General features: G+C 63.5%; 18 protein-coding genes and 1 pseudogene. 8 read left to right on the top strand and 11 right to left on the bottom strand.

Annotation, left to right across the window (positions count from 1 at the left end; translation table 11 throughout):
- Window positions 1-37: 37 nt before the first annotated feature.
- Entirely contained in the window at window positions 38-1,468 is a 1,431-nt protein-coding gene (locus CH290_RS17905; protein WP_033190559.1) for a sulfatase family protein, read from the bottom strand.
- Window positions 1,469-1,609: 141 nt separating this feature from the next.
- Window positions 1,610-2,038 (bottom strand): DUF3237 domain-containing protein, encoded by a 429-nt coding sequence (locus CH290_RS17900; RefSeq protein WP_052083293.1) that lies wholly within the window; start codon window positions 2,036-2,038, stop codon window positions 1,610-1,612.
- A 94-nt stretch (window positions 2,039-2,132) separates the two neighbouring features.
- Here CH290_RS17900 and CH290_RS17895 point away from each other — a divergent pair, with 94 nt between their 5' ends.
- Complete coding sequence (locus tag CH290_RS17895; RefSeq protein WP_033190639.1) at window positions 2,133-2,999, top strand: LysR family transcriptional regulator; 867 nt, start codon at window positions 2,133-2,135, stop codon at window positions 2,997-2,999.
- Between the two features lie 349 nt (window positions 3,000-3,348).
- Window positions 3,349-3,528, top strand: a complete 180-nt coding sequence (locus CH290_RS17885; RefSeq protein WP_033190562.1) for a hypothetical protein — start codon at window positions 3,349-3,351, stop codon at window positions 3,526-3,528.
- Between the two features lie 230 nt (window positions 3,529-3,758).
- Here the strand turns inward: CH290_RS17885 and lpdA are convergent, their stop codons facing one another.
- The 4 genes from lpdA to CH290_RS17865 are packed head-to-tail and all read right to left on the bottom strand — an operon-like array spanning window position 3,759 to window position 8,539.
- Window positions 3,759-5,126, bottom strand: coding sequence for a dihydrolipoyl dehydrogenase (lpdA, locus tag CH290_RS17880; RefSeq protein ID WP_033190563.1), 1,368 nt, complete (start codon window positions 5,124-5,126; stop codon window positions 3,759-3,761).
- Window positions 5,123-6,421 (bottom strand): dihydrolipoamide acetyltransferase family protein, encoded by a 1,299-nt coding sequence (locus CH290_RS17875; protein ID WP_033190564.1) that lies wholly within the window; start codon window positions 6,419-6,421, stop codon window positions 5,123-5,125. Before CH290_RS17875 ends, lpdA begins: the two co-directional genes overlap by 4 nt.
- A complete protein-coding gene (locus CH290_RS17870) occupies window positions 6,418-7,422 on the bottom strand; it encodes an alpha-ketoacid dehydrogenase subunit beta (RefSeq protein ID WP_033190565.1) in 1,005 nt (334 codons plus the stop codon). Before CH290_RS17870 ends, CH290_RS17875 begins: the two co-directional genes overlap by 4 nt.
- A gap of 1 nt (window position 7,423) precedes the next feature.
- Window positions 7,424-8,539 carry a thiamine pyrophosphate-dependent dehydrogenase E1 component subunit alpha gene (locus CH290_RS17865; protein WP_033190566.1) on the bottom strand — a complete coding sequence of 372 codons (1,116 nt, stop codon included), beginning with the start codon at window positions 8,537-8,539 and terminating at the stop codon, window positions 7,424-7,426.
- A 160-nt stretch (window positions 8,540-8,699) separates the two neighbouring features.
- Between CH290_RS17865 and CH290_RS17860 the strand changes: the two genes are divergently transcribed.
- Complete coding sequence (locus CH290_RS17860) at window positions 8,700-9,179, top strand: Lrp/AsnC family transcriptional regulator (RefSeq protein ID WP_033190567.1); 480 nt, start codon at window positions 8,700-8,702, stop codon at window positions 9,177-9,179.
- Between the two features lie 116 nt (window positions 9,180-9,295).
- Here the strand turns inward: CH290_RS17860 and CH290_RS30305 are convergent, their stop codons facing one another.
- From CH290_RS30305 to CH290_RS17840, 5 genes and pseudogenes are all read right to left on the bottom strand, one after another.
- Window positions 9,296-9,448 (bottom strand): hypothetical protein, encoded by a 153-nt coding sequence (locus CH290_RS30305; protein ID WP_155295549.1) that lies wholly within the window; start codon window positions 9,446-9,448, stop codon window positions 9,296-9,298.
- 495 nt (window positions 9,449-9,943) lie between these two features.
- Window positions 9,944-10,404, bottom strand: a pseudogene (locus CH290_RS17855) (alanine dehydrogenase); the annotation flags it as partial.
- Between the two features lie 216 nt (window positions 10,405-10,620).
- Window positions 10,621-11,016 carry a hypothetical protein gene (locus tag CH290_RS17850; protein WP_033190569.1) on the bottom strand — a complete coding sequence of 132 codons (396 nt, stop codon included), beginning with the start codon at window positions 11,014-11,016 and terminating at the stop codon, window positions 10,621-10,623.
- Window positions 11,016-11,522: a hypothetical protein gene (locus CH290_RS17845; protein ID WP_033190640.1), complete on the bottom strand. Its 507-nt coding sequence runs from the start codon at window positions 11,520-11,522 to the stop codon at window positions 11,016-11,018. The genes CH290_RS17850 and CH290_RS17845 overlap by 1 nt, the downstream gene beginning before the upstream one ends.
- A gap of 284 nt (window positions 11,523-11,806) precedes the next feature.
- Entirely contained in the window at window positions 11,807-12,136 is a 330-nt protein-coding gene (locus tag CH290_RS17840; RefSeq protein ID WP_033190570.1) for a hypothetical protein, read from the bottom strand.
- Window positions 12,137-12,328: 192 nt separating this feature from the next.
- Here CH290_RS17840 and CH290_RS17835 point away from each other — a divergent pair, with 192 nt between their 5' ends.
- The 5 genes from CH290_RS17835 (at window position 12,329) to CH290_RS17815 (ending at window position 18,807) form a co-directional block, all read left to right on the top strand.
- Entirely contained in the window at window positions 12,329-13,753 is a 1,425-nt protein-coding gene (locus tag CH290_RS17835) for a nitrate/nitrite transporter (protein WP_033190571.1), read from the top strand.
- Window positions 13,754-13,804: 51 nt separating this feature from the next.
- The gene (gene nirB / locus CH290_RS17830; protein WP_033190572.1) at window positions 13,805-16,312 is read left to right on the top strand and encodes a nitrite reductase large subunit NirB; all 2,508 of its coding nucleotides are present in this window, start codon (window positions 13,805-13,807) and stop codon (window positions 16,310-16,312) included.
- Between the two features lie 113 nt (window positions 16,313-16,425).
- A complete protein-coding gene (gene nirD, locus CH290_RS17825) occupies window positions 16,426-16,818 on the top strand; it encodes a nitrite reductase small subunit NirD (RefSeq protein ID WP_019666074.1) in 393 nt (130 codons plus the stop codon).
- Window positions 16,815-18,068 carry a uroporphyrinogen-III synthase gene (locus tag CH290_RS17820; protein ID WP_033190573.1) on the top strand — a complete coding sequence of 418 codons (1,254 nt, stop codon included), beginning with the start codon at window positions 16,815-16,817 and terminating at the stop codon, window positions 18,066-18,068. Before nirD ends, CH290_RS17820 begins: the two co-directional genes overlap by 4 nt.
- 1 nt (window position 18,069) lies before the next feature.
- On the top strand, window positions 18,070-18,807 hold the full coding sequence (locus CH290_RS17815) for a sirohydrochlorin chelatase (RefSeq protein ID WP_080733952.1): 738 nt from the start codon (window positions 18,070-18,072) through the stop codon (window positions 18,805-18,807).

Genomic DNA, 18,807 nt, shown 5'->3' with positions numbered 1-18,807 from the left:
TTGCCTTTGGTAGAAGGGCGTTTTCGTGTGACGCGGGTCAGGATCCGCTGGTGGGTGAGTACGCCATCAATGGCTTTTCCAAGACTTTGTCGACTCCGCCGTATTCGGTGACACGTTGATCTTGCGCCAGACGAACCTGTCGGTTCACCTCGTCGGTTTCGCATATGCCTTGCAGTGCATTTCGGCATCGAATAAGCCTGTCGGCGTAGGCGGGATCGGCCGCCAGATCGCACGACTCGGTAGGGTCGGACGCGAGATCGAAGAGTTGTTCGTCGAATCCGACGCAATGGATGTACTTCCAGTTGCCCTGCCTGATCATGAACAGGCCAGAATGCGAGTTCGCGGAGTGGTACTCGGAGAACGCGATCCGCTCGGAATCGTTCGGTTGCGCGGCGATCTGTAGCAGTGACGTACCCGGCAGGGTGGAATCGGAATCGTCGTGCGGCAAATTCATGACGTCGACGACGGTCGGGAACACGTCGACGAGCGAGACCGGGGTCGAACACACCCCGGAATCGATTCCGGGTCCGGAAAGGATCATCGGGACACGAACGGACATCTCGCCCATCGTCCCCTTGAACCACAGTCCGTCGGTGCCGAGTAGTTCGCCGTGGTCAGACAAGTACAAGATGACTGTGTCGTCCCACTGACCGCTGTCGCGAACTGCATCGAGAACGATACCCACCTGTGCGTCCATGAAGGCAACCAGACCGTAATAGGCGCGAACTGCTTCTTTGGTCTGCGCGTCGGTCAGCGGCTCGTCGAGGCCACACGCTGCGCGGTAGATATCGACGGCAGGATGCCGATTCCACTCGGACGGCGCATGCCGAACCGGACTTGGCAGCGACCCTGCGTCGTGGAGATCGAGGAATTCCTCGGGGACCACGAACGGGTAGTGCGGCGTCACGAAGGAGACTTTGCACAGCCACGGAGCATCATCGTCGGCCTTGTCGTGGAGGAAGCGGGCCGCCTCCTTGGACACCGAACGATCGAAGGTGCTGTAGCTGGACTCCTGGGCTCGCACATCGAGGACGGCATCTCGGAGTTGGATCGCAGGTGGTTGGCGATCCCGTAGCGCATGAAACAGGTCGCCGACGCCGCCGCGAACGTGCAACGGCACACGCTGATCAGAGAATCCGGTGTCGTCCGTGGTCGCCCGGTAGTGAAGCTTACCGATCGTTGTCGCAGTGACGCCTGCGGCCTCCGCGCGGTGGCCCCAGCTGCGCGCCTCTGTGCCGACGTACGGCGAAGCGTTGTCGTAGTTTCCGGTGTCGTGGACGTATCGCCCCGTTGCCATCGCTGCACGTGAGGGCACGCATATCGGTGAATTGCAATAGGCAGCGTCGAACGTTGTGCCTTGCCCTGCCAATCGGTCGAGATTGGGCGTCCGAGCAAGACGGTTGCCGTACGCGCCGTACACCGCAGGGGTGTGCTGATCCGACATGATGATGAGGAAATTGGTTGCCATGAAGTGGAGAACCTCGCTGTTCTGCGGGCTATGACCCGCCGACCATTCGGTCGTTTATGTGGTCCACATTACAAAACGTCGCCGATAGAGTCGAACTGTTCTAACTGATTGGACCGATAGAAATAAGCTATCTATACAGAATTAGAGAACGACGTAGAAGGTGCATCGGATGCCACCCGGATGCTTGATCGCCGACCCGATTGCGAGATGGTCGGTTAGCCACCGGTACTTGGGGCTCTCGGTCTCGAATCTCACGGCGAGTCGGAAATAGTACGACGACGGGTCGGCGGCAGTGTCCGCGCCCGATGGGGTGTTCCCCGCTGGTAGTCGCCGAACGCCGATGCTTTGAACGTAGATCAGGGTATCGGCGTCCGTCTCGACGGTGTAGCGAGCATCGATGTCGACGGAGCCGTCCGGTCGAGTTGCCTGCCAATCGCCGCCGCCGGGGAGGATGACTCCGCTCAGACGATCGCCGACGATTGTGCCGCCGGTTACGGGGACTATCCGCCGTTGTGGGGTGCCGCCGATGTTCTGAGGTCGGCCTACGGTGATGTCAGCCGTCCCGAGCATTTCGAGTCTCGGTGTGTTCGGAAATGTACTATCGGACAATGTTTTTCGCTTTCGTCAGGTTCCGCTGGGTGCGAAGTGTGACAGAGTGGACTGCGTGGAGCGCCGCCAACTCGAATACTTTCTTGCCATCGTCGAGCACGGCGGCGTGACGCGTGCCGCGACGAGGCTTCACGTTGCACAGCCGACCATCTCCGCGGCGCTGCGCACTCTGGAGAAGGAGCTCGGCGGACAACTTTTCGAGCGCGGGAAGGGCCGCTTCATTCTCACTCAGGCCGGCAAGTCGCTTGTAGGTCCGGCCCGGCGCATTCTGAGCGACTTCGATGCCGCAACCGACAGTGTGCAGGACGTGCTCGGACTCAGTGGCGGGCGCTTATCCATCTCGACGGTACCTGCGATCGGCTTCGGTTGGCTCACACAAGTCCTCGCGGAATTCCGACGTTCACACCCAGCCGTGCAGTTGTCGGTGGTATCCGATATCGACAGTCAGGCAATCGCTGACTGCGTCGCCGACGGCACTCATGACATCGGCCTGATCGTCGAGGCAACCGTGGGCGTGGGCGTCGAAGGAATCGATGTAGGCAGCCAGGAACTGAAGGCGCTACTGCCTCCCAGTACCGCCCCCCGTGACGCGCCTATCAATCTGCACGAGTTGGCGACGATGGACCTGATCACAATGCGCAACTCGACATCTCGACGGTGGTTGGAGAAGGAACTGGGAAAGCTGGGTTTGCGGCCGAACGTTGCGGTGGAACTGAGCTCGTCGGACAGCATCGTTCCATTGGTGACCATCGGCGCGGGATACGCATTGTGGTGGACCCCGATGGACAACGGAGCGTGCGTTCTACAGTCGATCGAGCCCTCCCTCAGCCGCCCGATGCGGTTGCTACGACGGGAAGGCCAGCCGTCCCCCGCAGTCGGCGCTTTCTTGCTCGCCGTCGACCGGGTGATGGGAAACGCTTGACCTGTCACCGTTGGCCGGTCACAGTTGGCCCGTCGCCATAAGGGCACCAATTGTCATAATCGGGCCGACGACGATCGTCGACAAACCCCAGCCGATGAGGGCTTTCGACATGAGCTCGCGCTGTTCGTCCTGCGCACTCGCGACGACGGCAGCGCCACCTGCGGAGAAAGGGGTGTCGATGAGGGCGAGCCTTAGCTCGCGTGCGATGACCAGTCCATGGTCGTTTAAAAAGTGCCCAGGGCGACGATTGGAAGTGCCAGGGGTACGAGGGCAGCTGGAATACCCGCGGTGGAGACGAATGCGGAATGCTCCAACCAGACACAGCACGACCGCAGCGAGAAGCTGGGACTTGACCGTCAGACCACTTTGTTCTGTCGAGCTCGGTGTCGTACATGACTCGGCGCGGGCGCTTCAACTGCACAATCATGTATGCCTCTCCTCGCGGCTGCTCGATCTCGAGCTGGACCCCGGCGAGCTGAACGACTACGCCAGCCACTCGCGCTACGCCGATGTCGTCGACGACCTCTGACTTGAGCTAACGCCATCGTCGACCCGATTGAACTCGATCTACGACGCAGACAGGACCAGAAGGACCGTGTCGCAGTGGCTGGCGGCGCGAACGGAGTACTGTGCAACGCCTTCCCGAATCCGTGCACTCCAGTGCAATACGTAGTTTGTAAAACCGTTGCGCTCGGCTGCGCGGGCGTCCCGTAGTCCCTGCAAGACAAGACGACGGGCCATCCGTAACTCAGGCGGTTGTTAGGAATGCGCGTGTAGCGGTCGCCCGGAAAGAGCCATCATGGCCTCGCCGAGTGCCTCGTTCTGCGTCGGGTGAGCGTGGACGAATGCCCCGACCTCCGACGGCAGTGCTTCCCATGCCACGGCCAGTTGAGCTTCGCCGATGAGCTCGCCCGCTCGATCGCCGACGATGTGGACGCCGACCACAGGTCCGTCGTCACGCGCGCGAGTCACCTTGACTCCGCCCGCGGTACCGAGGATTCGGCTCTTACCGTTGCCTCCGAGGTCGTACACGAGCGAGGTGGCGCTACCGTACTTCGCTTCGGCATCCTTTTCGGTCAGTCCGACGGACGCGACCTCGGGGTGCGAGTACGTGACGCGCGGTACGCGGTCGCCGTCGATCCTAGCGGGAGACTTCCCCGCCAGATGCTCGGCGACGAACATGCCATGTTGAAATCCGCGGTGCGCCAACTGATAACCGGGAACAATGTCACCGACGGCATACACGCCGGGAACCGACGTCATCAGGTTGTCGTCGACGGTCACGAATCCGCGCTCGGTACCGACGCCGACCTCGGCGATCCCTGTGTCCTCGGTGCGGGGACCGCGACCGACAGCGACCAGCACGATGTCGGTGTCGAGGGTCTGGCCACCGGACAGCGTCACAGCCACGGAATCTGCGGATTCCTGGACCGCTTCGACCTTGGTGCCGACACGAATGTCCATGCCGCGCTTCTTCAGTGCGCGCAGCATCTGTTTGGACGCCCATTCGTCTTCGCCCGGCAGGATGCGATCAAGCGCTTCGACGACAATCACTTTCGACCCGAACGACTGCCAGATACTGGCGAATTCGACCCCGATGACGCCACCGCCGAGAACGACGACCGATTCGGGGACCCGACCGAACGCGAGGGCCTGTTCGCTCGTCATGACGCGCTCGCCGATCTCGATGCCCGGAATTGTTCGAGAGTAGGATCCCGTAGCGAGCACCACCGAAGTGCCGGCGATGCGTCGACCGTCGACCTCGACAGTGTTTTTGTCGACCAGACGGCCTCTGCCACTGATGATTTCGATCTTGGGTCGGTTCAGTAGCCCTTTGAGTCCCGTGTAGAGCGCATCGACGATGCTCTGCTGGTACTTCACAGCCGCCGCTGCATCGACTCCTCCCAAAGATGCGGTGACACCGACGTGTTCGGATCCGCGCACAGCGTCGGCGACTTCTGCTGTATGGAGGAGCGCTTTGGTGGGAATGCATCCGCGGTGCAGGCATGTTCCGCCGAGCTTGTCTTCTTCTATCAGCACGACGGACAGTCCGAGTTGCTCGGCGCGGATGGCGCAGGAGTATCCGCCGGAACCGCCGCCGAGGATTACGATGTCGGCATCATTCATCGGACACCCGCCAAAGTGAGTACAGGGTTCTCGATGTAGTCGGCGACGGTACGGAGGAAGCCTCCGGCCACTCCGCCGTCGCACACGCGGTGATCGAACGCGATCGAGAGCTGAGCGATCTTGCGGACGGTGACTTGCCCGTCGACAATCCAGGGACGGTCGATGATGCGCCCGATGCCCAGAATCGCGGCCTCGGGGTGATTTATGATCGCAGCGGAACCATCGACGCCGAAGACGCCATAGTTGTTCAGCGTGAACGTGCCGCCGGACAGGCGAGCCGGCGGAATGGATCCAGTGCGTGCCATCTCGGTCGTCTCACCGAGTCGCTCTGCAAGCTCGCGAAGATCATTGTGGTTGGCGTGGGAGACAACGGGAACCATCAGACCGCGGTCCGTCTGTGCTGCGATGCCGAGATGGATGTCCTGGTAACGGAGTATTTCGCCCGCAGCGGTGTCGACCGTGCTGTTCAGCTCCGGATACTTCTGCAGAGCGATGATCGTCAGTTTGGCCAGGAGTGCCAACAACGACACCTTGACGCCATCGATGGATGCATCGAGATCGCGACGGGCCTGGAGCAGTGCGGTGGCGTCGACGTCGACCCACACGGTAGCCTCAGGGATCTCCGCACGGCTTCGGGACAGCTTGTCGGCTATGGCCTTTCGGATTCCGGTAAGAGGGATACGGGTGATCCCCCCGGTCGTCGGAACCTCGCTGGGAGCTACCGTAAGCCCTTCGAGTGCCCGCTCGACATCGGTACGCGTGATCACGCCGTGCCTACCGGAAGCGGAGATACCGTCGAGCTCCAGGCCACCGTCCCGGGCCAGCTTGCGAACAATGGGTGAAAGCACCTTGACCGCATCACGGGTCGACGTGGCGTGCGGTGGTGAGGTCACCGCCTGCGTTTCTGGAACCCGGCCGTGCGCAGCGCGCCTGCGACGCCCAGTCGGGCCGTGGCCTGTTCCGTAGCCGATCAGCACGTTGCCCGAGCCGGCGCGTTCTTCCTCGCGGTACTGCTCGTGTGCTGCAGGGGCCTTACCAGCCGTGTCGGCAACGGCGGCGCCGGTGACGGTGATCAGCGGCTGGCCGACAGGCACGACATCGCCCTCTGCGCCGTGGAGTTCGCCGACGACGCCTTCGAATGGGCACGGCACCTCTACGGAAGCCTTCGCTGTCTCTACTTCAACGACGACCTGGTCGATGGCGACAGTGTCGCCCGATGCGACTTTCCACTCGATGATCACGGCGTCGGTGAGGCCTTCGCCGAGGTCGGGAAGGTTGAATACCTGTGCGGTCATGCCGATACCGCCTTGCTGAGATCGGGAGCGTCGTTCCACTGCAGCCGGTCGATGGCATCGAGGACACGATCGGCGGACGGAAGGTGGAAATGCTCGAGCTTGGGTGCGGGGTAGGGGATATCGAGTCCGCTGACACGCAACACGGGAGCATGCAGGTGGTGGAAGCAGCGTTCCTGCACCCGAGAGGCAATCTCTGCGCCCACGCCCGCGAAGGACTGAGCTTCTTGCAACACGATGCAGCGGCCGGTCTTGCGGACCGAGCGTCCGACGGTCTCGTCGTCGAACGGGTTGAGTGAACGCAGGTCAATGACCTCCACACTGCGGCAGTCCTCGGCTGCGTACGCGGCTGCCTGCATGGCGACGGACACGGTCGGTCCGTAGGCGAGGAGTGTCACGTCGGTGCCGGCCTGCCGCACGACGGCCGTGCCGATGGGTTCGGTGCGGGCGAGCTCGACGTCGGCTTTGGAGAAGTACAGACGCTTGGGTTCGAGAAAGACCACCGGGTCAGGATCGGCGATGGCGTCGCGCATCATCGAATAGGCGTCGGCGACGGTCGATGGGGAGACCACCTTCAACCCCGGCGTGTGAGCGTAATACGCCTCGCTCGAATCACAGTGATGCTCGACGCCGCCGATGCCCCCGGCAAACGGAATGCGAATAACCATGGGCGCGGTGAGGGACCCGCGAGTTCGGTTCCGCAGCTTGGCAACATGCGAGACGATCTGTTCGAAGGCGGGGTAGGCGAACGCGTCGAATTGCATCTCGACGACGGGCTTGTAACCCGAGATCGACATGCCGACGGCGAAGCCGATGATTCCGGATTCGGCCAAGGGTGTGTCGAAGCACCTGTCTTCTCCGAAGTCGCGGGTCAGGCCGTCGGTAACGCGGAAGACGCCACCGAGGGTGCCGACGTCCTCGCCGAAGACGACGACTTTCTCGTCTTCTGTCAACGCGTCACGCAGAGCGGCGTTCAGTGCGCCGGCCATTGTCATCGTGGTCATGTCAGTTCTCCTCGGCTGCGATTTCGGCAGCAACCTGGTCGCGCTGTTCGATCAAATTGGGGGTGGGTGTGGAGTACACGAAGCGAAACAGGTCTTCGGCATCGACCTGCTGTTCGACGTTCATCCCCGAGCGGAGGGCTGCGGCGTCGGAGTCTGCGGATTCGGTGAATTCGGCGCGTAAATCGTCGTTCAAAATTCCGCGCGCTCCGAGGTGCGCGTCGAGACGCGCCAACGGGTCGCGGGCGAGCCAGCCCTCGACCTCGTCAGCCTTGCGGTAGCGGGTCGCGTCGTCCGCATTGGTATGTGCGTCCATCCGGTAGGTGTGCGCCTCGACGACGACCGGCCCCCTGCCTGCCCGGGCGTATTTAACGGCTTCGTCCATGACGCTCATCATCGCGATGGGGTCGTTTCCGTCGACCTGCTCGCTACCGACACCGTAGCCAACGCCTTTGTGTGACAAAGAAGGTGCGACTGTTTGTCGCGCGAGCGGCACACTGATCGCGAAACCGTTGTTCTGGACGAGAAAGATGACCGGTGCCTTGAAGACGGCTGCGAAATTGAGAGCCTCGTGGAAATCTCCTTCGCTCGTCGCGCCATCACCGCAGAATGCCAACGCGACCGTGTCTCTACCCTGCTTCATTTCTGCATAGGCGAATCCGGTCGCGTGCAGCAATTGGGTCGCGAGGGGGGTGCACTGGGGTGCGACTCGGTACTTCTTCGGGTCGTAACCGCAGTGCCAGTATCCCGCGAGCATGCCGAGCAGTTCGACTTGATCCACACCACGGGCGGCCAGGGCCATGGAGTCCCTATACGTAGGGAACATCCAGTCCGACTCGCCCAGGCACATCGCCGCCGCGATCTGGCAGGCCTCCTGCCCACGGGCCGAAGGGTATACAGCTAATCTGCCCTGTTTCGTCAATGCCGTTGCCTGCTGGTCGAATCGACGTCCGCTGACCATGGCCTGATACATCGCAAGTAGCCGCTCGTCCGTCGGACGTTCGTAGCGAGCGGCGCTGTCGACGGCCTTGCCATCGGCGGACAAATATTGAACAGGCAGGTCGGCAGGCATGAAGCGCTGGTACGTGGATGTGTCTCTACGAGTGTCGATGGTCGTCATTCTGTAACTCTCCTGACTGATTACTTGTACTGTGATTCTGCACGCAAAGAAGCAGGATTCCGGCCGATGGGAGTCTGTAGTGGACGATTGGTCCGCCTGAGCTCGAAAGTGTTCGCTATCGTCTACTTGAACCAGAGCGACGAGAGGGAGTGGTGGACGAATGGTAGGTGACAGTGGGCGTGTGGAGCTCGACGAGGTCGACCGGCGGATCCTCCGGGAGTTGCAAGTCGACGGTCGTCTGTCGATGCGCGTCCTTGCCGACCGGGTGCACATCTCGCGTGCCCATGCTTACAACCGCGTTGAGCGGCTGAAGAACGCGGGGACAATCGAGCGTTTCACCGTGCGCATCAACCACACGGCGTCGGGGTTGGACACCTCGGCATTCATCGCACTGTCGATCCGTCAGGATTCGTGGCGTACCGTGTCCGAAGAGCTCCGGACGATGCAGTTCGTCGATCATTTCAGTCTCCTGGGCGGCGATTTTGACGTTCTGGTCCTCGTGCGCACGCCGGACAACGAAGTGCTACGTCGGGTCGTACTCGAAGGACTACAAGGCATGGACGGTGTTCGCTCCACACGAACCTGGCTCATATTCGACGAAGATCGGGGCGCGGACGGCGAAAATCCTGCCGGGATGTGACAATCCTGCGTGAGAATGTTGCCGTGCATCGGCACGACGGACTCCACATCCGTCCGCGGAACTCGAATACCGTGCAGCGCACGCTCGACCTACTCGGCGACGACGCCTTACCCTGATCAGACCGACACCTGCAGCCCTGGAATACCCGAGGTCAGTCCCTCTCCGGCGCCGTAGACGAACACCGCGAGCGTGAGGGCCTCGATCACCCTGGGTGCCAGACCTGCGATCGATACGCCGCGGCCGGCGCGCCGCCAGAACGCGACAATCACCGAACACGATCGCGGCCGGAAACGACCCTCCGAGCGCTGCTACGGGTGCGATCACCGCATACGCGTGATCGGGTCGACTCGATCGCTGTGGTTCTTGTTCAGGACGAAAGACATTGCCTCGCTTTCCCATTCGGTGTCCCGGCGTCGCTCCGACGCTAAACCGCGGCCTGGCACAGAGGAAGCTACTCCGTGGTAAACATCTGAACGCATGATCCATGCGGAGTGCATCGATCGACGCGCGAGCAGTGCGCAGGCGATGGTCCACCGGCGTACAGGACGCATGGCCAGCGCGTTACGCAGCGCTGCTGAGATGAGCAGACCTGCGCGGAGCCAGATGCACGCGGGCGATCGGTGCGACCGCAGGTAGCAGGCCACCGGAACGGTAGCAAGCCGTGCGACACGGCAGTCCCTTCCTGTTTATCTATTCGCGGCGTCTGATTCGAGTCCGGGGCCGCGGGTGCCTCGGGCCCCGGACTCGTCGAGTGTTTCCCAGCGCTAGCTGTAAAGCGTACCCACGGCGTATCTATGTGCGACGGCGACGCTGTCGGAGAGAAGTTGGCCGTCGTGGGTGCTCAGTCCTGACGCCAGTCCCGGGACCGTTTCGACGGCAGTCCGCCAGCCTTTGTCGGCCAGTGCGAACCCGTAGGGCAGGGGGCGTTGGTCAGTGCGTAGGTCGAGGTGGGCGGTACCGCTCCGGGCATGTTAGCTACGCAGTAGAACACCGAATCGTGGTCGGCTCGGCGTGGGTGGTGGGCCGGGAGTCCTCGAAGCAACCGCCTTGGTCGATGGCAATGTCGACGAGCACCGATCCGGGCTTCATTCTCCAGATCAGGCTGTTTGAGACCAAGGTGGGTGCGTTTGGCTCCCGGGACCAGGACAGCGCCGATGACGAGGTCGGCTGCGAGCACAGCCTGTTCGAGCTCGAAGCTGTTGGACGTGATGGTCTTGACTGCACCTTTCGGTACGACTGCTCCGATCGCGTGTAACACCAGGTGCCCGGAGATGCCCGGCGGAATCTACCCGCAGCTATCCGTTCGATTGAATAACCGCCTCGCTGGCAGGCTGGGCTGTCTCACTTTTCGGTCGGTTCGGCCGATACGCGCAGCACCGCGGCATGCGTCATGACTGCCGTATGCCGCGGTGCTGCCGGATACTGACTGTTCGTCACACCGTCAACGACTGTCCCGTCCTCGGCGAACGAGCAAGCCGAGAACCACTGAACCGAGAACCATCCCGGTCACTGCGCTCGAACCGGACCATCGGACATCGTCGGACATGCTGAAGATCCCGGTGTACCCGACCACGAACAGGATCGCGATGGCCGCCGCTCCGCCGGCAGCCACCACACTCGAACGTCCAGCTCCGCGACGTATCGCCACAGCGAGCGTCGCCGCCACGATAGCGACCGCATACACAACAGCGGCAGCGCCGAACGTGGACCACCCCGCGGAAGAGACAACGACCGGAACGACAACTGCGACAACGACAACGAGGGCGATCACTCCGAGACCGGGGCCGCCGAAGAAGCCTTTCGTGCTCCGGTCCGCTCTGAGCAGTGCGTCGTTCATCAGATGTACTCCCAAATGATCCCACCGGCGCAGCTGACTGCGCCGAGCACGCCGAGCCTACGTACCAAGAACTTCGCGGCCCGGTCCCAACTGGTCAACTCGGCTTCGATGCTGGCCCAGAATCCGGTAGCAGTCAATGACACGCCCAAGCAGGCTGCGACGACCCGCTTGATTTCTTCGACGATCCCGGCGCGGAGCAGCGGGTTGTTCTCCAGCGCCGCTGCGGACCGTTCGTAGGTGGTGCCATCCGCGAGGTACCCCACCACACTGCCGTCGGTGCGATACTCCAGAGCCACTGTTCCTGTGAGGATTTGCTCGTTGCCGGCGGCGGCAAGCTGGTCGTTGAAGAGCACCAACCTCTCCGCGTCGATCTGCTCGACACGATCCTGATCCACTGGCTGCTCCTGCACCTCGCCAGTAGTGGGACCGGGACCGACGCTGGGCTGAGCAGACGCGGGCGCGGCGAAGATCGTCAATGCGATCGCCGCGACCAAACCGGATGACACAGCAGCATTTTTCACGTGCACAGCTCACTTTAATTTCCGTCTTACCGGTTCATGGGAGGGAAGTCGATTCGGGTACGGATCGGCCAACAAGGTTGCGCCAAGATGCTGGGCCGGGTGGAACGGCGACACGGCAGGCTCACGCGAGCATGCCCATCAGCTCCCACACGGGGCTGGAAGAAGACCGTCCCGACGTGTCCCAGGATCGAACTTCACACACCGAAGCGTATTGCTGTGGAACTTACCAAACGGAGTCGGACACTGCATGGCAACGTTTGGTGTGCCGTTTACTCGACGGTCAGCACAACCAGCAAGGCGCACTGTCCCGATTCGAGGTCGAGTAGTGACGCCGACAGCTCGACGGGTTCGTATCCGCCGTCGATGGTGAGGAACCGGACTGTCAGCGCAACGCTGTGACCCGGACCGGATGTGCGCAGCTCGTCGACTGCGCGTTGCGCCGCAGGAAGGTCCGCTGGATCGATGATCGGGTTGTCCGTCGTGTTGTCGGAAATCCACGCGATGCGCGGGGCCGCAAGGCCGTGCCAGCCACCGAACCGCGGGATGCGCGCCGAGCGGAAACAGTGCAGCGTCGGCGGTGACCGCGACGGCGTCCTCACGGCAGGCGTTCCGTGTTCGTGAGACCAAGTTAATCAAGGGGTCACCGCGCGCAGCGCCCGCGCAACATGGCTTTTCTATCTTTGGGTCTCCCACGCGATCAGGAGGCCCACGTGACCAGCATTCCCGAGGCACCACAAGCCGATGCGGCGCCCGAATCGACACCCACACCGTCGACACCCCCTCCGGGGACGGTGCCGGTGTCGATCAAGCACCGCATCAGCCACTGGAACTCCGAGGACGTCGCGGCCTGGGAGGCCAGTGGAAAGGCGATCGCGAAGCGGAATCTGATCTGGTCCGTAGTCGCCGAGCACGTCGGCTTCTCCATCTGGTCGATCTGGTCGGTCATGGTGCTGTTCATGCCTGTGTCGGTGTACGGAATCGACGCCGCAGGAAAATTCTTCCTCGTCGCCGTTCCCACGCTCGTCGGCGCTGTGCTTCGTATCCCGTACACCTTCGCGACAGCGAAGTTCGGCGGTCGGAACTGGACGATCTTCAGCGCTCTCGTACTTCTGGTCCCGACGGTGCTGACCATGTACTTCATGCTGAACCCGGCGTCGTACACGACCTACATCGTCGTCGCGGCGTTCGCGGGCCTCGGCGGCGGCAACTTCGCATCGTCGATGACCAACATCAATGCGTTCTACCCGCAGCGTGAGAAGGGCTGGGCGCTCGGCCTGAACGCCGGCGGCGGCAACATCGGCGTTCCCGTCATTCAGCTGATCGGTCTGCTCGTGATCGCGACGATCGGCAACACGTCACCGGAGATCGTCTGCGCCGTCTACCTCGTCTTCATCGCGATCGCCGCAGTCGGCGCCGCATTGTTCATGGACAACCTCGACAACCAGAAGACCAACGGGCGCTCCATGATCGACGTCCTCAGGTTCTCGGACTCGTGGTGGATCGCGTTCCTCTACATCGGCACCTTCGGTTCGTTCATCGGTTTCAGCTTCGCGTTCGGCCAGGTGTTGCAGATCAACTTCCTCGCGGGATTGACCGACGGTGCACCGGCGACGGCCGCCCAGCAGGCGCAGGCGTCACTCCACGCAGCTCAGATCGCTTTTCTCGGACCACTTCTCGGATCCATCTCCCGCCCGTTCGGCGGCAAGCTCGCGGACAAGATCGGTGGCGGCAAGATCACGCTGTACACCTTCGTGTCGATGGTGTTCGCCACCGGCATTCTGGTGGCCGCAAGCACCTGGGACGACAACACCGCGGGGGCAGCCAGCGGCACGATGATGGCGCTGTTCGTCGTCGGATTCATCCTGCTGTTCCTGCTGTCCGGTCTCGGCAACGGCTCGGTCTACAAGATGATTCCGGCGATTTTCGCCGCCAAATCAACCGAGCTGCAGGGCATGTCGACCGAGGAACAGCAGCACTGGTCCCGCCGGATGTCCGGAGCGCTCATCGGAATCGCAGGCGCCATCGGCGCCTTGGGCGGCGTCGGCATCAACCTGGTTCTGCGCGCGTCGTACTCCGGTGAGGCGAAGTCCGCGACCACGGCCTTCTGGGTGTTCCTCGCCTTCTACGTGCTGTGCTGCGCGGTGACATACGCCGTTTACCTGCGCAGACCGCGTGTGATCGCCGACGAGGCGACCCAGTCCTCGGTGGAAGTCTGACGCCCTCCCCGTCTTTCAATGCTCTGCAGTAATTCTCGGAAGGAACCCCTGATGAAGAACGCGACGAAGAACGCGGTGGTCATCGGTCACGGCATGGTCGGACATCGCTTCGTCGAGGCATTGCGGTCTCGCGACGAGGCAGCGGAATGGAAAGTCACCGTCCTCTGCGAGGAGGCGCTGCCTGCCTACGACCGCGTCGGTCTGTCGTCGTACGTCGGGGCCTGGGATCACAAGGAACTCGCGCTCGCCGGCAACGACTACCCGGGCGACGCCGCGGTGGACATGCGGCTCGGTGTCCGCGCGGACAGCGTCGACCGCGAAGGTAGGACGGTTGCGACGTCGACCGGTGAGGTGATCGGTTACGACGCACTGGTGTTCGCGACTGGCTCCTACCCGTTCGTGCCGCCCATAACCGGACACGACCTGGACAGGTGCTTCGTCTACCGCACCCTGGACGATCTGGATCGCATCCGCGCCCGCGCCGACGCGGCGGGACCGGGCGCGGTCGGCGTGGTCGTCGGCGGTGGCCTCCTGGGGCTGGAGGCAGCCAATGCGCTGAAGAAGCTCGGAATGACTCCGCACGTCATCGAGTTCGCGCCGCGGTTGATGCCGCTGCAGGTCGATGAAGGCGGCGGCGCGCTCCTGGCGCGGCTGGTGACCGATCTGGGGCTCAACGTGCACACCGGCGTCGGGACGTCGTCCATCACTGAGAACGACAGCGCCGGGCTGACGGTCGAACTGTCCGACGGCAGCACCATCGACGCAGCCCTGCTGGTCTTCTCCGCGGGCGTGCGTCCACAGGATCGTCTGGCACGGGAGAGCGGCCTCGACGTCGGGGAACGTGGCGGCATCCTTGTCGACGCCGGCTGCCGCACATCCGATTCGGCAGTGTTCGCCATCGGTGAGTGCGCCGCCGTCGACGGTCGCTGCTACGGACTGGTCGCCCCGGGGTACTCGACGGCGGAGGTCGTCGCGGACAGGTTGCTCGGCGGCGCCGCCGAGTTCCCGGGCGCGGACATGTCCACCAAACTCAAATTGATGGGCGTGGATGTCGCCAGTTTCGGTGACGCCATGGCCGCAACGCCGGGTGCACTCGAGGTCGTCTTCAGCGACGCACCGAAGGGGACGTACGCCAAACTTGTCGTCTCCGACGATGCGAAGACGTTGCTCGGTGGGATTCTCGTCGGCGATGCCACCGCCTACTCGCTGCTGCGTCCGCTCGTCGGTCGTGAATTGCCGGGCGATCCAGGCTCGTTGATCTCACCCGTAGCGGAAAAAGTGGGCATCGGCGCACTTCCCGACGAGGCCGAGATCTGCTCGTGCAACGGTGTCACCAAAGGTGCGATCTGCGGCGCGATCGCGGACGGGGCGTGCGATGTCGCCTCGGTCAAGAGCTGCACCACTGCCGGTACCACCTGCGGAGGCTGCCTGCCGTCCATCAAGCAACTGTTGGCGGCGTCCGGTGTCGTGATGTCGAAGGCACTGTGCGAGCACTTCGGTCAGTCCCGCGCGGAACTGTTCGAGATCGTCCGCGCGACCAACACGCGCACGTTCTCGTCGCTGATCGCCAAGTACGGCACGGGAAGTGGCTGCGATATCTGCAAACCTGTCGTCGCGTCGATTCTGGCGTCCACTTCCTCGGACCACATTCTCGACGGCGAACAGGCGTCTCTGCAGGACACCAACGATCACTTCCTGGCGAACATCCAGAAGAACGGAACCTACTCGGTCGTACCGCGTATGCCGGGCGGCGAGTGCACCCCGGAGCAACTCATCGTCATCGGTGAGGTCGCCCGCGACTTCGGCCTCTACACCAAGGTCACCGGTGGCCAGCGCATCGATCTGTTCGGTGCACGCGTCGAGCAGTTGCCCGCCATCTGGAAGCGACTGGTCGACGCAGGCATGGAATCCGGCCAGGCGTACGGAAAATCGCTGCGGACGGTGAAGAGCTGCGTCGGGTCGAGCTGGTGCCGATACGGTGTCCAGGATTCGGTGGGAATGGCCGTCGATCTCGAAAACCGTTACCGCGGACTGCGGTCTCCGCACAAGATCAAGTTCGGAGTGTCCGGCTGTGCACGCGAGTGCGCCGAGGCCCGCGGGAAGGATGTCGGCGTCATCGCGACCGAACACGGCTGGAACCTGTACGTCGGTGGCAACGGCGGACAGTCTCCGAAGCACGCTCAGCTGCTGGCGTCGAACCTCGACGATGCGACGCTGGTCAGTTACATCGACAGGTACCTCATGTTCTACGTGCGGACAGCGGACCGGCTCCAGCGCACCGCGCCGTGGCTCGATTCTCTCGACGGTGGTCTCGACCATCTGAAGGCCGTCGTGTGCGAGGACAGCTTGGGCATCGGCGCCGAGTTGGAGGCCGACATGGAGCGCCACGTCGCGGGCTACAAGGACGAATGGGCAGGCGTACTCGAAGACGAGGAGAAGCTCGGCCGCTTCGTGTCGTTCGTCAACGCTCCCGCGGAGTCGGACCCGACCATCTCGTTCGACGACACCGGCCGGCGCAAGGTGCCGGTGTTGATGGGCATGCCGAAGATCGGCGCCTGAGCACCTCACGCGGGCTGGTTCCCGGGTCTGCACGCATGTGCACACCCGGGTAATCGGCCCTTAACGACGAAGAAACATCGGCACAGTGCAATTGCATCAGGAGGTCCGACACCATGACTGTCATCGATTCGCTCAGTACCACCACACCGGCCGCGGGCGGCACTCATTCGGCTCGTGAGTGGACACCGGCGTGCACCGTCGATTCCCTGGTACCCGGCAGGGGAGTAGCCGTGCTGTTGCGCGGAGGTACACAGGTAGCCCTGTTCCTGCTCGAGACGGGCGAGACCTACGCCGTCGGCAACGTCGACCCGTTCGGTCGTGCGGCCGTCATGTCCAGAGGACTCGTCGGCGATCGGGCCGGGGAGGCGACCGTCGCGTCGCCTCTGCTGAAGCAGGTTTTCTCGCTGGTCGACGGACGGTGCCTCGACGACGAGAGCGTCGGCCTCGGTTCCTTCGAGACCAGGACGGACGGCGGCGTCATCCACGTGCGGGGCGAATCGACGTGACGAGTGCAGCCGAGGCGGGAACGGAGTCGTGCGCTGCGACACCGGTCTCGGGGGAGCCTCTGGCCGGATTCGCCGTCGGGATCACCGCGTCACGCCGGGCCGACGAGCTCGAGACACTGCTGCAACGACGAGGTGCGACGGTCATGCACGCACCCGCGATCCGAATCATCCCGCTGGCCGACGACGCCGAGTTGGAACGCGTCACCGAGGAAATCATTGCCGACCCTCCCGAGATAACCGTCGCCACCACGGGTATCGGTTTTCGAGGATGGATCGAGGCCGCGGAGGGGTGGGGCCGAGCGGAAGCGTTGAACGAGGCCCTCGCGGCGTCGAGAGTTCTTGCTCGCGGGCCCAAGGCGAAGGGCGCCATTCGAGCCGCCGACTTGCGAGAAGAGTGGAGCCCGGCGTCCGAATCCTCGGCGGAGGTGCTCGAACACCTGCTCGCCGAGGGCGTCGAGGGCACACGGATCGCGGTTCAGCTGCACGGTGCCACGACCGAATGGGAGCCGGTGCCCGATTTTTGCGAGGCGTTGCGCAATGCCGGCGCCGAGGTCGTGCCGGTTCCGGTGTACCGGTGGACGGCTCCCGACGACAGCTCACCGATGGACCGGATGATCGAGGCCGTCGTCCTGGGGGATCTCGACGCGATCAGCTTCACGAGCGCCCCGGCGGTGGTGTCGCTGTTGATGCGGGCGGACGAGAACGGTGTTCTGGACGCGTTGCTGCATTCTTTGCGGACGCGCGTTCTCGCCGTGTGCGTCGGACCGGTCACCGCGGCGCCGTTGGAACAATCGAACGTGCCGACGACGCAACCGACGCGGGCCCGGCTGGGATCGCTCGCGCGGCACATCGCCGAGGAACTACCGAGGCGTGCCGCTCCGATGAGCGCAGGCGGTCACTCGCTGAGTGTGCGGAGTCGATGCGTCGTCGTCGACGGTGTCGTTCGGGCGGTGTCTCCGGCAGGCATGGCGATCCTGAAGACGTTGGCTGCCACACCGGGCCGCGTCGTGTCCAGGGACGATCTGCTCGGCGCTCTCCCGGGAGGCGGCGACGACACCCATGCCGTCGAGACGGCCATGACGAGACTGAGATCCTCCCTCGGTGCGCCGAAAGTGATTCAGACAGTGGTCAAGCGGGGCTATCGACTCGCGATCGATCCGGTCGACACACTCCCCGATGCACCATCCGACACCGGCGTCGCTGCCGAGAGCGTCGGTGTAGCTGCATACCAGGAAGGAAGCAAGTACTGACATGAACGGTATTCGCTCTGCCGCAACACCTTCGCTGGTGTTGGTGGCCCATGGAACTCGCAATCCACGCGGCGTCGAAATGATCGCGACACTGGCCGAGGCCGTCGGCGCCGAGGTCGGACCGACCCGGGTGGCGTTCGTCGACGTGCTGGGGCCGTCCCCTGCCGAGGTGCTGCGCGAGCTGGAGGGTCCCGCTGTGGTGGTCCCGGCGTTTCTGGCGTCCGGGTATCACGTGCACACCGATGTTCCACGTGAGGTCGCCGCGAGCGAGCATCCGTGCACGACGGTGACGCCGGCACTCGGACCGGACCGTGTGTTCGCCCGAGTGATGGTGGACCGACTGCTCGCGGCGGGCTGGCGACCGGGTGATGCCATCGTGTTCGCTGCGGCCGGGTCGTCGGATCGGCGCGCCCTCGCCGAACATCGCCGCGCTGCACTGATGGTGGCCGAACTGACCGACGTGCCGGTCCGGATCGGCTATGTCGCGACCGCCAGCCCCACCGTTCCCGACGCCGTGGCGACACTACGGTCGTACGGCCACCAGCGGGTGTTCGTGGCGTCGTATCTGTTGGCACGAGGGCTCTTTCACGACCGACTGTCCGACGCCGGGAGCGACGGCGTGGCCGATCCTCTCGGGCTGCATCAGGGCATCGTGGACCTCGTCGTCGACCGGTTCCGTAGCGGCTCCGCCGAGCTTGCGGCGCGGTCGAACGACTACTCGCGCGGGTCCGTGCGGTAG

The organism is Rhodococcus sp. 06-156-4, assembly GCF_002259345.1.
Taxonomy (GTDB): domain Bacteria; phylum Actinomycetota; class Actinomycetes; order Mycobacteriales; family Mycobacteriaceae; genus Rhodococcoides; species Rhodococcoides fascians_E.
Note: the sequence above shows the minus strand (reverse complement) of the source record. Positions and strands in the feature narration are given on the sequence as shown.

Excerpts from the sequence above, each read along its gene's own strand:
- CH290_RS17865 (WP_033190566.1), bottom strand. The coding sequence starts at position 8,539 with ATGACGACCATCGACACTCGTAGAGACACATCCACGTACCAGCGCTTC.
- lpdA (WP_033190563.1), bottom strand. The coding sequence starts at position 5,126 with ATGAATGATGCCGACATCGTAATCCTCGGCGGCGGTTCCGGCGGATAC.
- CH290_RS17850 (WP_033190569.1), bottom strand. The coding sequence starts at position 11,016 with ATGAACGACGCACTGCTCAGAGCGGACCGGAGCACGAAAGGCTTCTTC.
- CH290_RS17870 (WP_033190565.1), bottom strand. The coding sequence starts at position 7,422 with ATGACCACGATGACAATGGCCGGCGCACTGAACGCCGCTCTGCGTGAC.
- CH290_RS17905 (WP_033190559.1), bottom strand. The coding sequence starts at position 1,468 with ATGGCAACCAATTTCCTCATCATCATGTCGGATCAGCACACCCCTGCG.
- CH290_RS17815 (WP_080733952.1), top strand. The coding sequence starts at position 18,070 with ATGAACGGTATTCGCTCTGCCGCAACACCTTCGCTGGTGTTGGTGGCC.
- CH290_RS17900 (WP_052083293.1), bottom strand. The coding sequence starts at position 2,038 with ATGCTCGGGACGGCTGACATCACCGTAGGCCGACCTCAGAACATCGGC.
- nirB (WP_033190572.1), top strand. The coding sequence starts at position 13,805 with ATGAAGAACGCGACGAAGAACGCGGTGGTCATCGGTCACGGCATGGTC.
- CH290_RS17875 (WP_033190564.1), bottom strand. The coding sequence starts at position 6,421 with ATGACCGCACAGGTATTCAACCTTCCCGACCTCGGCGAAGGCCTCACC.
- nirD (WP_019666074.1), top strand. The coding sequence starts at position 16,426 with ATGACTGTCATCGATTCGCTCAGTACCACCACACCGGCCGCGGGCGGC.
- CH290_RS17860 (WP_033190567.1), top strand. The coding sequence starts at position 8,700 with ATGGTAGGTGACAGTGGGCGTGTGGAGCTCGACGAGGTCGACCGGCGG.